Consider the following 11,892-nt stretch of genomic DNA (forward strand, 5'->3'; position numbering starts at 1 on the left):
GTCTAACATGAGCGAAAAGGTTTCTGAAAGATTTGTTGTAACCTTAAAAAAGTCGCTGATGTGTGTGATTTCCTTTGCTCCACTTCTTAATTTTTCTAAGATTCAGGCCATGGAGTCACCTTATAGCAAGCAGAAAGGCAAACGGGCAGCCTTGATTATTGCCCATCCGGGACATGAGTTGCGAGTGCATCACTGGTTGGAAGAAGCCAAACCGGTGGTGTTGGTTTTGACCGATGGGTCGGGACGCACCTCAAAATCACGACTTGAATCGACGACCAGGATTCTGCAGCGGGCCGGGGCCAGGCCCGGGTCGATTTACGGGCGTTTTACGGATGCGGGCATCTACGAAATAATGTTGCAAGGGAAGAGCGACCTCGTTCTCCCGCTCTTAAATGAAACAGCTGAGTTCCTGATTGCGGAGCAAATTGATTACGTGGCGGGGGACGCGTTGGAAGGGTATAACACTTCCCATGAACTCTGCCGCTATTTGATTGGCGCGGCCATAGAATTGGCGCGACGTAAGACGGGGCGGGAAATTGCGAACTACGATTTTCTGCTGACCGGACGGCCGGACGAATGTCCTGAGAGATTGCGGGCCAATGCCATTCACCTGCCATTGGATGACGCGGCGATTGCAAGGAAACTGGCGGCCGCCGAAGGTTATCCCGAGTTGAAGCACGAGGTGGAGGGGGCATTGAAGCAATTTGGCAAGATCCTCTTCGCGCAGGAGTGGCTGCGTCCAGTGCCGAACCATACCGGCATAAACCTGGACCATGCTGAAGTGCCTTACTACGAAAGTTACGGCGAAAAGCAAAAAGCAGCCGGTCATTACCAGCATGTGATTCGCTTCCGCGAGCATATGCTGCCGCTGGCTCAGGCAATGTGGGCCGAGGTGGAAAAGGTGAACTCCGGAAGTCCATGCGCATTCTAATCACGAACAATACTCTCGCCGGACGGGCGGGCACGGAACTTTACGTGCGGGATCTGGCAATCAGTTTGCAAAATCGAGGCCACACACCGATCGCCTACAGTTCGAAACTGGGTGATGTGGCCGGGGAACTTCGCAAGGCGACGATTCCAGTGGTTGATGATCTTCGTGCCCTGCCCTTCCGCCCGGATATCATTCATGGCCAGCATCACCTCGATACCATGACGGCCATGCTCTCCCTGCCGGGAGTGCCGGCCATTTCCTTCTGTCATGGCTGGATACCCTGGGAGGAGATGCCGCCGGTTTTTCCAAGGATTTTGCGCTACGTGGCGGTGGATGCCACCTGCCTGGACCGCGTGTTATACGAGGCTCGAATACCCGAAGAAAAAGTAAAGGTCATGCTGAATTTCGTGGACTTGAAGCGCTTTCAACGGCGCGCACCCTTGCCTGCCAAGCCGGGGCGGGCAGTCATTTTCAGCAATTATGCACGGGGAGACAATTACGTCCAAAGCGTGCGCGAAGCTTGCGCGCGGTCTCAGATTGAATTGGATGTCATCGGAAGCGGGATCGAAACCGCAACGAACGAGCCGGAAGTGATTTTGCCCGGATACGATCTGGTCTTTGCCAAAGGCCGCTCAGCCCTGGAAGCGATGGCGGTTGGCAATGCTCTGATTGTATGTGACGCCAGTGGGTGCGGACCTCTGGTTTCCACACAGAATTTTGATAAGCTGCGCCAACTCAATTTTGGCATCCGGACTCTACGCGATGCTTTTACGGTGGAGCGGCTGATGGAACAGATCGCGCAATACAATGCGGAAGAATCCGGCAAAGTTTGCGAACTGGTGCGCCACCAGGCCGATTTGGAACAGACCACGGATGCCCTCGTGCAAATGTATGAGGAAGTCATCGCGGAGTTTAAGCAGAGCTCTCAGGCTGACCTGGCAACTGAACTGGCCGCAGCCGGTGCTTATATGCAATCGCTGAGTCCGCTCGTTAAAAAAGTTATCAATACCGCGCCCTTGCCACCACTACCACCCGCTCCAATTCCCATCCCCGTTCCCGCTCCCACTCCACCGAAGAAAAAACGATCGCTGCCAAGCAGGGTTTTACGAGCGATTCGAAATCGTGACTGAGCGCGCCCTAATTCCAACGCGGGCTTTTTTCAACGCAGCGTAGACGCGGTGGACGTCGTCGTGATCGTCCAAGGCATTCAGAAAGTCGGTGACTTCCTTGCGAGCGTTGCCTTCGACATCGGTGAAACTTTTGGCGATGTAACGGATCTCCGAGGCAATGACATTCCAACCGGCGGCTTTCAGAGCTTTTGAAACGTGGTCAAGGTCCTTGATTTCGGTCAGGAACCGTGCGCCCTTCTGACCTTCAGGAACTTCTTCGGCCTCGAGCGCTTCGATTTCCTGGGCACCGGCTTCAATGGCGTCGCTTTCAGCATCGCGATTGGCATCTGTGTGCGTGGCTTCGACGACGCCGAGATGGTTAAAAAAGAAACCAACGCTGCCGGGTTGACCGAGTGAACCGACCTTGAAAATGTTGCGAATCTCGGGTGCGGTACGGTTGCGATTCTCGGTCAGGCATTCGACGATAACGGGGACCTTGTGCGGACCGAATCCCTCGTAGGTGCAAAGTTCAAAAACAATTTTCTCCTCGGTGAGGCCGGCACCTTTTTTGATGGCTCGCTCAATGGTATCGCGCGTGACGGAGCCTTTGCGGGCCTTCTCAACGGCAGCAGCGAGGCGCGCGTTCGAATCGGGGTCAGCGCCGCCGAGCTTGGCGGCGACCATGATTTCGCGAACGAGTTTCACGACCATCTGGCCGCGCTTTTGTGCGTTGGCTTCGCGACCGGCTTGTTTCCATTGTGCGCCCATAAAAAATCAAAATTTCAACGTTCAGTTGTCAGTTATCAGCGAAACCGGAGTTTGGCTGAGATGCGTCTAATTTCAACGAAATGTCATCCGATGGCAAGGTTGGAGAAATGCAGAACCTCAAAAATGGTTTAGCGCCTGCGCCGTTGCTCCATGAGCAGGCTGAAGGAAACGCGTTTTGCCTGAAGATTTTCCCGCAGTTTGGTGGCAACTGTGGTATCAAGGCAGGTCTTCAGAGAGTTTTCCAATTGCTCAATTTCCTTCAATAACTCCACTTCCGGCGGCACCATATTCGCATTTTTCAGGAGAGAATTGGCGGCGCGATCGGCTTCCGGAGAGTCAAAATAACTGTCGAGATTGAGTGGCTCGCCTTTGCCGGGGAGGTCATTGAATTCACCCTTCTCGATGGCTTCGTTGATTCTATTCTGTGCAATGATTTGGACCCAGTGCATGAATTTATTTAACTGAAGATGCCCTGAAGAGCAACTGGTGGCAGGGAAAAATCAGCCTGGTCGGATTTCCGAGAAGGGCACGTTTATTCCGCCTTCCTGATTTCAAAGTGATATGGAAAGGGATGAGCGGTCTGTCGTTGCAGACAGACCAGGTTGGTTTCAGTGATTTGTGCCTGTGAGATCAAAGAAGTCATCTGCGGATGATTGGTGAGGAAGTGGACTCTCAGGTTGCTGGCAATTTCCATTTTGGAGCGGGCCTCAGTGAGCTCCTTGATAACGGCGGCTTGAGCATCCCATGGTCCACCGGGTTCCCAGCCATTGGTGGTCATTGAGGAGATATTTAGACTGGTGGCAAGTTGAGTGTCTGTGGCGATGCCTATCGTGCGGCCATCGACGGAGATGTTGTACTTGCCGGAAGGCAGATTCTGGATGGTGAGCAGATAGCGGTTCAGCTCATTTGGAATCGGAATGAAGCGAAAGTTTAGGGCGCCCAGCATGCCGAGATTAAGTGGCAGACCTTCGTCCACGCGAGTGAAGGTGACGCCGTTGGTGGAGGTATGCACATCGTCCACTCGGCAGCCCCTGGCACTAATAAGTTTGCCGGTCTTTCCATCGAGTGCAACAGAGGAAACATCCGATGGCGCGCCAAGACCTTTCAAAATGGCATAGCCCATGGCGAGTTGGCCAAGGTCGGTGAGATGCACACCATCTTCGACGTGGAGATGGGTTTTCTTTTTGGGATCGGTTTCGGCTTTATCGGCCTTCGTGATTTCGCGCTGGATGCTTCGCATCGTGCGCTGGATATCGATGGTTTGCGCGCCCATAGATTTGGCAATGGCGAGACCTTCATCGGTCATTTTTTGCAGAAAGCCATTTTCCGCGGTATCGGGATTTTCGGCAGTAATGGCTGGAGAACAAATGAACACGCGCACGTGATGTTTTTGGCAGGCTTCGATAATGCCACGGATGCCGCCGAAATATTTCTGCTTATGTTCCTCGTCTGCTTTCATGCCCCAACCGATGTCATTCACACCAAAGGCCACCGTCAGCACGGTCGCGCCATGGCTGAAGACATCGCGGTCGAGACGCTGCAGCCCGCCAGCGGCGGTGTCTCCACCCTGCCCTGCGTTGAAGAACCGAACGTGTCGGTCCGGGAATCGCAGCAGCGTGTATTCCTCCACCAGCTTGGTGTATCCGTGACCGGCGGTGATGCTGTCGCCGAGGAACACCAGTGTGTCGCCATCCTGCAGGGCGAAGTCTGCGCCGGCAGAGATGTGCGCAGTGCTTAACGTGGTGAGAAGAAGGAAAAGAGATTTTAGTCTCATGGATAAATGCACAGCATGTTCATGGTTCCTGCGCTGGCTTGAGGCGTGGATCATCCAAATCCAGGCGGTATAATATCTGGTTGTAGTCGTAGCGCGGAGTGGGATTGGAGTTGCCCGAAAACTCCATCGTGTAGGTACCTTCGAAAATCAGGATGGGGGAATTGTCCGAGGTGAATTCGGGATGAAGCCGGGGATTGTAAAAGGTGTACCGATTGTGACTTAATATTTTCACGGCGCGCCCCCATGGCCCCATTGGCGAATCAGCTTCGGCATACCAAAGTTCGCCAAGGTAGGAGGGTTTGCCTTCAGCTTGCATGAAGACCGTAACCCAACGTTTGCGCCAGGGATTCCATGCGATGGAGCCGCTGTGCAGCTTGACGGTTTCGCCCGTGGTGGCAGCGAGAAGTTTATCCGGATGCTTGAGGGGCTCCCATGTGTTCGTGTTACCCCAGGCCTCGAATGTGGCTGGGCAGCGCACGGTGGGAAATGGGTTGCCAAAAAGAACCCATTTTTTGCCTGCGGGATCGGTCCATTGTGCAGGATGGCCGTCGAGAAACAGGCCTGGTTTTGGATTCGCCTCGGATTGATTCCAGAGCACACGAAAAGTCTCAAAAGTTTCTCGCTGGTCGTCCCATGCCACAAGTCCAACCTGATACACATCAAGATGATTACGAATTTTTAGATAGGTACCGACGAGGTGTTCCTTTCCGCTGGCATCTGGAAGACTGAGGTAACCGGTAATCCACGTGGGGCCTTTACCAGGCACGGGAGCAACGCCGCGTGGACGTCCTTTGTCATCGTTGAAGTAGTTGAACAGCACCTGAAGGGGTGGTTCAAATTTGGACAAAGGTTTGACGGGTGTCGTAGCGCTGCTGCTGTCAAAGATGCCCAAAGGGTAACTGGGAATGACGGTGTCGCCCCAGAGCCAAAAGAGCTTGCTGTGATAAATGGCAGTCTGGACAGTATCAGATCCGAGAATGCCGGACTCGTGCCAATCATTGAATTGGCCGAGCTTCTGTCCTTCAGCAAAGAGACCGCCACCGGTCAATCGACCAAGGCGCCGGGCTATGATGGTTCTTTGGACCTCGATACGATTTGTCTTCCCGGACTCGGGCACGAAGTGGACGCCTCTATTTCCAAAGTCATCCTGAGGGACTTCATAACCCTGCCCGTTAATGGTGAACCAAGTTTCCCTCCCCATCAACTCTGGAAGGTCGAAGGCTATTAACCCGGCGTTGTCGGTGACGAAGCGGACGTGGTGCGTGGTGGTGAGTTCAACCAAAGGAACCGGCCAACCGGTGTCCTTCTCAACCACTTCAATCCGGCATGGTGCACTTGCAGCGGAGCACGGCAGTGAAAGAAACGCGAACAAAACAATGGCTGCCAGGCGAAGAACAAAATCAAGTCGGGTAGGCTGACACATTCGAGTGTTCAAGGTGCAAACGTTATAGAAGCAGGAAGCATAAGCGGCAAGATTTGTATCAAGACAATCTTTGCCCTTGACATACATAGCGTCACAATGCATATAGAAAGAAAGGTAATTAATTTATGATTCCGAAAGAACTTGTTGCCGCTTCCACCGAACCGCTGATTCTGTCCCTGCTTTCCAAAGGGGAGAGCTACGGTTACGCGTTGATTCAGGAGGTCAAGCAGCTTTCCGGTGAAAAAATTGAGTGGACCGACGGCATGCTTTACCCGGTGCTGCACCGCATGGAGGACAACGGCTGGATCAAGTCGCGCTGGGTGGAGGTCGAGAACGGGCGCAAGCGCAAGTACTACTCAATCAAGAAGGATGGCCAGCAGATGCTTAAGGAAAAACGTGAGCAATGGACCCTCATCAATTCCGTGCTTAGCGGCCTCTGGAAGGAGCAACATGTTTAATCTCGATCAGGCAATCACAGAATGGCGCCGGCAAATGGTGGCTGGTGGAATCAAGTCTCCTGAAGCTTTGGAGGAACTCGAGAGTCATTTACGTGACGAAGTGGAGCAGCAGATGCGGTTGGGTGCAAGTGGACAGCAAGCATTCGAGGTCGCTGTCCAACGGATTGGCCAAGCCAATGCGCTGAAGGAGGAATTTCAGAAAGTTGGAGTCAGTAAAACAGTGTTGCCGCGAGGAGTGAAAACAGTTCTGGCTGTTATTTTCGCGGGATCCATCCTGGCGTTGAATCTCTCCATAAAGGACGAGTTGCAGGCACTTTTTCTCATCGACGGTCTCTTGCTATCGCTTGTTCTGCCTCTTATGGCGGCCATGCAACCAGCAAGAGGAACGGGAAGTCTCAAACGCGGGATGCGCACGGTGTGGGCGGGGCAGATATGCATAGGCTTGGGCGGTTTGGTGGTTTTGTTGTTACCTCTGCATCCGGTTTTCGGTTTGGTGTTCAGCCTTATCAGTTGCATTGGATTCGCACATGTCCTGCGAGGGCAGTTACGGGTGGTAGTTCATACCGATACACGACCCATGACCTCATAGAAATAAAAGGAGCAACATGTTTAACCTGGATCAAGCAATCTCAGCATGGCGGCGGCAACTTGCTGCCGGAGGAATCAAGACTCCTGAAGTATTGGATGAACTTGAGAGTCATTTACGTGATGATGTGGAGCAGCAGGTGCGGTCGGGAACAAGTGAAGAACAAGCGTTCAATTCGGCCACCCAGCAGATAGGCCAAACCAACGTCCTTAAAGTGGAGTTTAACAAGGTTGGGTTAGCGAAGTGGTGGCAACTGCCAATAAAGCTTAAGGGCATGTTGATCAGAATTCTCGGTCGGGAACAGCCTTTTCCTTTCCCGGATTTAAATACGTTTACACCTCGCGGGCTTCAGACTCTGGAACTCGCGCGAGAAGAAGCCCCACGCCTCGGCCACGATTTTATCGGCACGGAACATGTGCTGCTCGGTTTGATGAAATCGGAGGATGGAATTGTTCTGAAAGTTTTGCGCAAGGCTGGAGTGGATAACTCAGCCATCAAGGCGGAAATCGAGAGATTCGTTGGTGTTGGGCCGGTTCACGAGGCGAACATGGCGATTCCATATACACCTCGCGCACGGAAGGCGCTTCATCTCGCCGCGCGGGAAGCCAATGCCCTCAATCACGTTCATATCAGCACTGGACATATCTTTCTGGGCTTGCTCCTGGAAAACGAGGGTGTTGCCGGGCATGTCTTAAGAAATCTTGGCGTCCAGACTGAGACGACGCGAGAGGCAATTTTAAAGGATTTGGCTGGTTCGTAAAATAAAAGGAACAACATGTTTAACCTCGAACAAGAAATCAAGAAATGGCGGCGGCAACTGGCTGCGGGTGGAATAAAAAGTTCCGCTGCATTGGAAGAATTAGAATGCCACCTGCGCGAAGACATTCAACGGCAGATGCAGTCGGGTGTGGGCGCACAGCCAGCCTTTGAGGATGCTGTCCGCAGAATCGGTAAAGTTGAAACATTAAAGGAGGAGTTTATGAAAATTAAAAGAACAGAGGCCCAGCAACGTAGATTGGCCCGCATTTCTCTTATAATCGGAGGCATGGTGTATCTGCTGGGAGGCATATTTGGCCTGTTGAAAAGCGACTTGGGTTCGACTGAGCGATTGCTCGGTTTTGCCGCGGTGATTTTCTCGCTTTTATCGCTTGGCAGTGGTCGATATCTTTCAAGGTTTCTACCAGTTCTCACCAGCGATCGAGCCAGGATCAAAGTTCAATTTGCGTGCGCTCTACCAGCAGTCGCATGGGTTTTCGTTTATTTCTATGTGATTCTGCCGCATTGCAACCTCACCCTTGGCGAAGTGGTCGTGGCCACTCTTTGGGGAATAGCACCACTGGCAATCGTTGGAGGTATTACAAATGGGATGGACGAAGCTGCCTATATATCCACCCATTCAGCCAGTTAATGGATAAAAGGAATATTCATGTTTAACCTCGAACAAGCAATTATCGAGTCGCGGCAGCAACTAGCCAGGGGCGGCTTCAACAGTAGAGAAGCTTTGGACGAACTGGAGAGTCATTTGCGCGATGACGTGGGGCAGCAGATTCAGGCCGGAATGAGCGCGCAGCAGGCGTTCGATTCCGCAACCCAACGGATTGGACAAGCAGACGCGCTTCGCTCGGAGTATGGCAAGGTCAAGATCGTGCAGCGTTTAAACCGTCGGAGATTCTGGTCTGCTGCGCTCGCCATGGGAAGGTTCCGACCAGCCATATTGGTGGTCAATTTTCTAGCCGCCTTGTTGACCTCACCTGAGGTGGTGAGTCAGATCATCGTGTTTGCCATGCTCCAGTCGCTCTACGAAGGCGGCCTTTTAATTGCGCGGTGGAAGGAACGGAAGTCAGAACAGTTCGCCTGAATCTCCTTGCAGCGATTTGATTGCTCAGAACTATTTGTGATGCTGTTTTGCTGGCTTATGAGTGAGTCTCCTACCAGCGGTCCTGCTTCATGAAGCACCTCGCTTCATCCGCAACTACTCCATAAATTCAATAATTGAATGGCTTGACCTTGCCAGCAATAAAAATGAGCATACGGCCATGTCTGCCAAGGCCGTTCATTACAGTGAAACCCGGGAGATTGCGCTCGAGAGCATCCTGACGCTTTACCGCGCCAACGAGTGGTCATCCGCAGAAAAGCCAGAGTCGTTGCGTAAGGCGCTGTTGGCATCTCACTCGCTCGTCTCGGCCTGGGATGGCAGCAGACTTGTCGGTCTTGGCAATGCCATTTCAGACGGCCACCTGGTCGTTTATTATCCCCACTTGCTCGTGCTTCCAGAGTATCAAGGCCGCGGCGTCGGCAAGCAGCTCATGGCGATGTTAATGGGGAAGTACAACGGCTTTCATCAACACATGCTCGTGGCGGACGGGCGGGCGCTCGACTTCTATCGCAAGTGCGGTTTTGAGCGCGCCGGCAACACCGAACCCATGTGGATTTATGCGGGTCACGATCATTAACCGCCCAATACGCTGATGATCATCCAACCTTACAAAACGAGGCCCATTCGGTTTCTTGAACTTTGGCAGGAAGGAGAATGGCGCATCAAGGTTTACAGTATTGCCTACGAGCGTCTGACTGCAAGAGCGGAGCTGGTTGAAGCCGCCAAAACAGTTGCGCGCGAAAAATTGGCCACGGTTCCTTCCACACTGCAGCATTACTCAGTTGGATTCCTTGGTGTTCACGATGGGCGGACATCCAATTTTATTTTTGTCGATTGGTGGGCGGAGGAGAACGAACTGCACCATCATGTTTATGTGTCGCCCAGCAATGATCCCGCTCGCCTCACGTATATGACGCCGACTGGTTTGGCAGCCTGCGTGTGGGATTTACGCGTCATGGCGTTCGAGCGGAAAGCATGGGTGGATTGTGTGTTGCGGAATTACAAGAGTCCTGATCTCGAAGCGTATTTACAACAGAGGCTTAACGAGGATGTGTAAAATGTCACATCCAAGCCGCTAAAAGCAAAAATGAAACTCTTAATCCTCGGAGGAACTAAATTCCTAGGTCGGCACCTAACGCAGATTGCACTGGCACGCGGACACGCAGTTACGTTGTTCAACCGAGGGCAATCGAATCCGGGATTATTTTCCGGAGTTGAGGAACTTCGTGGTGATCGTGAGGGAAATTTGGAGTCGCTAAAAGGTCGACGATGGGACGCGGTAATCGATACATCCGGATATGTTTCCGCCAAAGTGCGTGCGACAGCCGAATTGCTCGCGTCGGCAGTCGAACATTACACCTTTATCTCAAGCGTGTCCGTGTATGCTGATTTCAGCGTGTCCGGGCTCGATGAGACAGCTTCAGTGGCAACGTTGCCACCGGGAGCGGTTGAGGAGGAAAGCAACATGGAAACCTACGGTGCCCGCAAGGCATTGTGTGAACATGCTGCTGAAGAGAGTATGCCGGGACGAGTCTTGAAGATAAGGCCGGGAGTGATTGTTGGACCTTACGATCCGACGGACCGTTTTACCTACTGGGTGCGCCGCATCGCGAATAGTGGCGAAACGCTGGCCCCAGAGAATCCTGAAAAACCAATGCAGTTGATTGACGCGCGAGACCTGGCTGACTGGACAATCCGGATGGTGGAAAAAAGAGAGGTCGGTCTGTTTAATGCTACAGGACCTCAACAGCCTCTGACTTTCGGAAGCATGCTTGAAGCGTGTAAGACCGCCAGTGACAACACCTCCCAACTTTGCTGGATAGCCCCTCAATTCCTGTTGGACAAAGGTGTTGCACCCTGGAGTGATCTGCCGCTTTGGATTCCAGAGGCAGACAAGGAATATGCAGGCTTTTTCCAAGTCAATTCCAACCGGGCGTTTAACTCCGACCTTGTTTGCCGTCCATTGGTTGACACGGCGCGTGACATCCTAGTTTGGGACCGTGATCGCGATGTGGCAAGCGAATCAATTAAGAGTGTGACGACAAGGAAAGTTGGTCTGACACCTGAGCGCGAGCAGGAGTTGCTATGCACATGGAAAACCAAGAAATAATCTCGATACAAACAGCAGAGCATTACACCTGGGGAGATCGGTGCGACGGCTGGCATCTACTGAGAAGCGCTGAGCTGAGCGTCATTCAGGAGCAGATGCCGCCTCAGACTTCCGAGGTGGCGCATTTTCATGGCAGATCGCGTCAACTTTTCTATGTCCTCTCCGGCACGCTCTCGATTTCCGTTGAGGGAAAAGTGCACAGTCTGAATCCTGAACAAGGACTCGAGATTGCCCCTCAAGTCACGCATCGGGTTTACAACGACACGGACTCGAATGTTCGCTTTATGGTTATTTCCAGCCCTCCTTCTCACGGAGACAGGGTTGTGGCCGGCAATTAGAAAATTGACAGTGAAGCTGCGAAGAGGAATCTGAACTGATTTGCGCAGTGGCACTTGTTCATATTAAATCGTTACTTTCCATTCTATGACGATCCGTGAAATGATCATAACCGACTACGATTCAGTAATGGCATTGCTTTCCAGTTCAACCGGAGTTCGGCTGCGAGAAGCAGATTCCCGCGAGGCCACGGCACGTTACCTGGAGCGTAATCCCAGTCTGAGTTTCGTGGCACTTGTCGATGGACAACTGGTTGGATGCGTGATGTGCGGGCACGATGGGCGACGTGGTTATTTGCAGCACCTGACTGTTTCACGATCTTACCATCAGCGTGGCATCGGGACGGCTTTGGTTGAACGATGCCTGACAGAGCTGGCCCGTCTTGGGATTGTGAAGACGCATATCGATGTGCTGGTTGAGAATGACTCTGCCATTGCCTATTGGAGTCGCCGAGGCTGGCAGAAAAGGGATGACATCTTCAGGTTTTCGTATTTGAAATCCGGGAACGCGAACGCCTGATG

At 52.6% G+C, this 11,892-nt stretch carries 16 protein-coding genes; 12 read left to right on the forward strand and 4 right to left on the reverse strand.

Going from position 1 to position 11,892, the window contains the following annotated elements; translation table 11 throughout:
- Positions 1-7: 7 nt before the first annotated feature.
- Together CFLAV_RS04990 and CFLAV_RS04995 are read left to right on the forward strand one after the other, a co-directional pair.
- Positions 8-931, forward strand: coding sequence for a hypothetical protein (locus tag CFLAV_RS04990; RefSeq protein ID WP_007413552.1), 924 nt, complete (start codon positions 8-10; stop codon positions 929-931).
- A complete protein-coding gene (locus CFLAV_RS04995; RefSeq protein ID WP_007413553.1) occupies positions 919-2,061 on the forward strand; it encodes a glycosyltransferase in 1,143 nt (380 codons plus the stop codon). Before CFLAV_RS04990 ends, CFLAV_RS04995 begins: the two co-directional genes overlap by 13 nt.
- Here CFLAV_RS04995 and CFLAV_RS05000 read toward each other — a convergent pair.
- The 4 genes from CFLAV_RS05000 to CFLAV_RS05015 all read right to left on the reverse strand — a co-directional run bounded on the left by CFLAV_RS05000 (position 2,035) and on the right by CFLAV_RS05015 (position 6,107).
- A complete protein-coding gene (locus CFLAV_RS05000; RefSeq protein WP_007413554.1) occupies positions 2,035-2,808 on the reverse strand; it encodes a YebC/PmpR family DNA-binding transcriptional regulator in 774 nt (257 codons plus the stop codon). The genes CFLAV_RS04995 and CFLAV_RS05000 overlap by 27 nt on opposite strands.
- A 128-nt stretch (positions 2,809-2,936) precedes the next feature.
- Positions 2,937-3,257 carry a DnaJ family domain-containing protein gene (locus CFLAV_RS05005; protein ID WP_007413555.1) on the reverse strand — a complete coding sequence of 107 codons (321 nt, stop codon included), beginning with the start codon at positions 3,255-3,257 and terminating at the stop codon, positions 2,937-2,939.
- A gap of 83 nt (positions 3,258-3,340) precedes the next feature.
- Entirely contained in the window at positions 3,341-4,582 is a 1,242-nt protein-coding gene (locus CFLAV_RS05010; RefSeq protein ID WP_007413556.1) for an SGNH/GDSL hydrolase family protein, read from the reverse strand.
- Between the two features lie 19 nt (positions 4,583-4,601).
- A complete protein-coding gene (locus tag CFLAV_RS05015) occupies positions 4,602-6,107 on the reverse strand; it encodes a DUF4185 domain-containing protein (protein WP_237712363.1) in 1,506 nt (501 codons plus the stop codon).
- A gap of 23 nt (positions 6,108-6,130) precedes the next feature.
- On the opposite strand from CFLAV_RS05015, the gene CFLAV_RS05020 reads away from it, so the two are divergent.
- The 10 genes from CFLAV_RS05020 (at position 6,131) to CFLAV_RS05065 (ending at position 11,890) form a co-directional block, all read left to right on the forward strand.
- Positions 6,131-6,463 (forward strand): PadR family transcriptional regulator, encoded by a 333-nt coding sequence (locus CFLAV_RS05020; protein ID WP_007413558.1) that lies wholly within the window; start codon positions 6,131-6,133, stop codon positions 6,461-6,463.
- The gene (locus CFLAV_RS05025) at positions 6,456-7,052 is read left to right on the forward strand and encodes a permease prefix domain 1-containing protein (RefSeq protein WP_007413559.1); all 597 of its coding nucleotides are present in this window, start codon (positions 6,456-6,458) and stop codon (positions 7,050-7,052) included. The genes CFLAV_RS05020 and CFLAV_RS05025 overlap by 8 nt, the downstream gene beginning before the upstream one ends.
- A gap of 16 nt (positions 7,053-7,068) precedes the next feature.
- Entirely contained in the window at positions 7,069-7,809 is a 741-nt protein-coding gene (locus tag CFLAV_RS05030; RefSeq protein ID WP_007413560.1) for a Clp protease N-terminal domain-containing protein, read from the forward strand.
- Positions 7,810-7,824: 15 nt separating this feature from the next.
- The gene (locus tag CFLAV_RS05035; protein ID WP_007413561.1) at positions 7,825-8,457 is read left to right on the forward strand and encodes an AAA family ATPase; all 633 of its coding nucleotides are present in this window, start codon (positions 7,825-7,827) and stop codon (positions 8,455-8,457) included.
- 18 nt (positions 8,458-8,475) lie between these two features.
- The gene (locus tag CFLAV_RS05040) at positions 8,476-8,907 is read left to right on the forward strand and encodes a permease prefix domain 1-containing protein (protein WP_007413562.1); all 432 of its coding nucleotides are present in this window, start codon (positions 8,476-8,478) and stop codon (positions 8,905-8,907) included.
- 178 nt (positions 8,908-9,085) lie between these two features.
- Entirely contained in the window at positions 9,086-9,502 is a 417-nt protein-coding gene (locus CFLAV_RS05045; protein ID WP_007413563.1) for a GNAT family N-acetyltransferase, read from the forward strand.
- A 15-nt stretch (positions 9,503-9,517) separates the two neighbouring features.
- Positions 9,518-9,982 carry a hypothetical protein gene (locus tag CFLAV_RS33640; RefSeq protein ID WP_007413564.1) on the forward strand — a complete coding sequence of 155 codons (465 nt, stop codon included), beginning with the start codon at positions 9,518-9,520 and terminating at the stop codon, positions 9,980-9,982.
- Between the two features lie 30 nt (positions 9,983-10,012).
- On the forward strand, positions 10,013-11,035 hold the full coding sequence (locus tag CFLAV_RS05055; RefSeq protein ID WP_007413565.1) for an NAD-dependent epimerase/dehydratase family protein: 1,023 nt from the start codon (positions 10,013-10,015) through the stop codon (positions 11,033-11,035).
- Entirely contained in the window at positions 11,017-11,373 is a 357-nt protein-coding gene (locus tag CFLAV_RS05060; RefSeq protein WP_040546942.1) for a cupin domain-containing protein, read from the forward strand. Before CFLAV_RS05055 ends, CFLAV_RS05060 begins: the two co-directional genes overlap by 19 nt.
- Before the next feature lie 85 nt (positions 11,374-11,458).
- Positions 11,459-11,890: a GNAT family N-acetyltransferase gene (locus CFLAV_RS05065; RefSeq protein ID WP_007413567.1), complete on the forward strand. Its 432-nt coding sequence runs from the start codon at positions 11,459-11,461 to the stop codon at positions 11,888-11,890.
- Positions 11,891-11,892 lie beyond the last annotated feature (2 nt).

Source organism: Pedosphaera parvula Ellin514, from assembly GCF_000172555.1.
Classification (GTDB): domain Bacteria; phylum Verrucomicrobiota; class Verrucomicrobiia; order Limisphaerales; family Pedosphaeraceae; genus Pedosphaera.

Coding starts and splice junctions, on each gene's coding strand:
- CFLAV_RS05045 (WP_007413563.1), top strand. CDS start 9,086: ATGTCTGCCAAGGCCGTTCATTACAGTGAAACCCGGGAGATTGCGCTC.
- CFLAV_RS05000 (WP_007413554.1), bottom strand. CDS start 2,808: ATGGGCGCACAATGGAAACAAGCCGGTCGCGAAGCCAACGCACAAAAG.
- CFLAV_RS05035 (WP_007413561.1), top strand. CDS start 7,825: ATGTTTAACCTCGAACAAGAAATCAAGAAATGGCGGCGGCAACTGGCT.
- CFLAV_RS04990 (WP_007413552.1), top strand. CDS start 8: ATGAGCGAAAAGGTTTCTGAAAGATTTGTTGTAACCTTAAAAAAGTCG.
- CFLAV_RS04995 (WP_007413553.1), top strand. CDS start 919: ATGCGCATTCTAATCACGAACAATACTCTCGCCGGACGGGCGGGCACG.
- CFLAV_RS05015 (WP_237712363.1), bottom strand. CDS start 6,107: ATGCATTGTGACGCTATGTATGTCAAGGGCAAAGATTGTCTTGATACA.
- CFLAV_RS05060 (WP_040546942.1), top strand. CDS start 11,017: ATGGAAAACCAAGAAATAATCTCGATACAAACAGCAGAGCATTACACC.
- CFLAV_RS05065 (WP_007413567.1), top strand. CDS start 11,459: ATGACGATCCGTGAAATGATCATAACCGACTACGATTCAGTAATGGCA.
- CFLAV_RS05020 (WP_007413558.1), top strand. CDS start 6,131: ATGATTCCGAAAGAACTTGTTGCCGCTTCCACCGAACCGCTGATTCTG.
- CFLAV_RS05005 (WP_007413555.1), bottom strand. CDS start 3,257: ATGCACTGGGTCCAAATCATTGCACAGAATAGAATCAACGAAGCCATC.
- CFLAV_RS33640 (WP_007413564.1), top strand. CDS start 9,518: ATGATCATCCAACCTTACAAAACGAGGCCCATTCGGTTTCTTGAACTT.
- CFLAV_RS05010 (WP_007413556.1), bottom strand. CDS start 4,582: ATGAGACTAAAATCTCTTTTCCTTCTTCTCACCACGTTAAGCACTGCG.
- CFLAV_RS05040 (WP_007413562.1), top strand. CDS start 8,476: ATGTTTAACCTCGAACAAGCAATTATCGAGTCGCGGCAGCAACTAGCC.
- CFLAV_RS05055 (WP_007413565.1), top strand. CDS start 10,013: ATGAAACTCTTAATCCTCGGAGGAACTAAATTCCTAGGTCGGCACCTA.
- CFLAV_RS05025 (WP_007413559.1), top strand. CDS start 6,456: ATGTTTAATCTCGATCAGGCAATCACAGAATGGCGCCGGCAAATGGTG.
- CFLAV_RS05030 (WP_007413560.1), top strand. CDS start 7,069: ATGTTTAACCTGGATCAAGCAATCTCAGCATGGCGGCGGCAACTTGCT.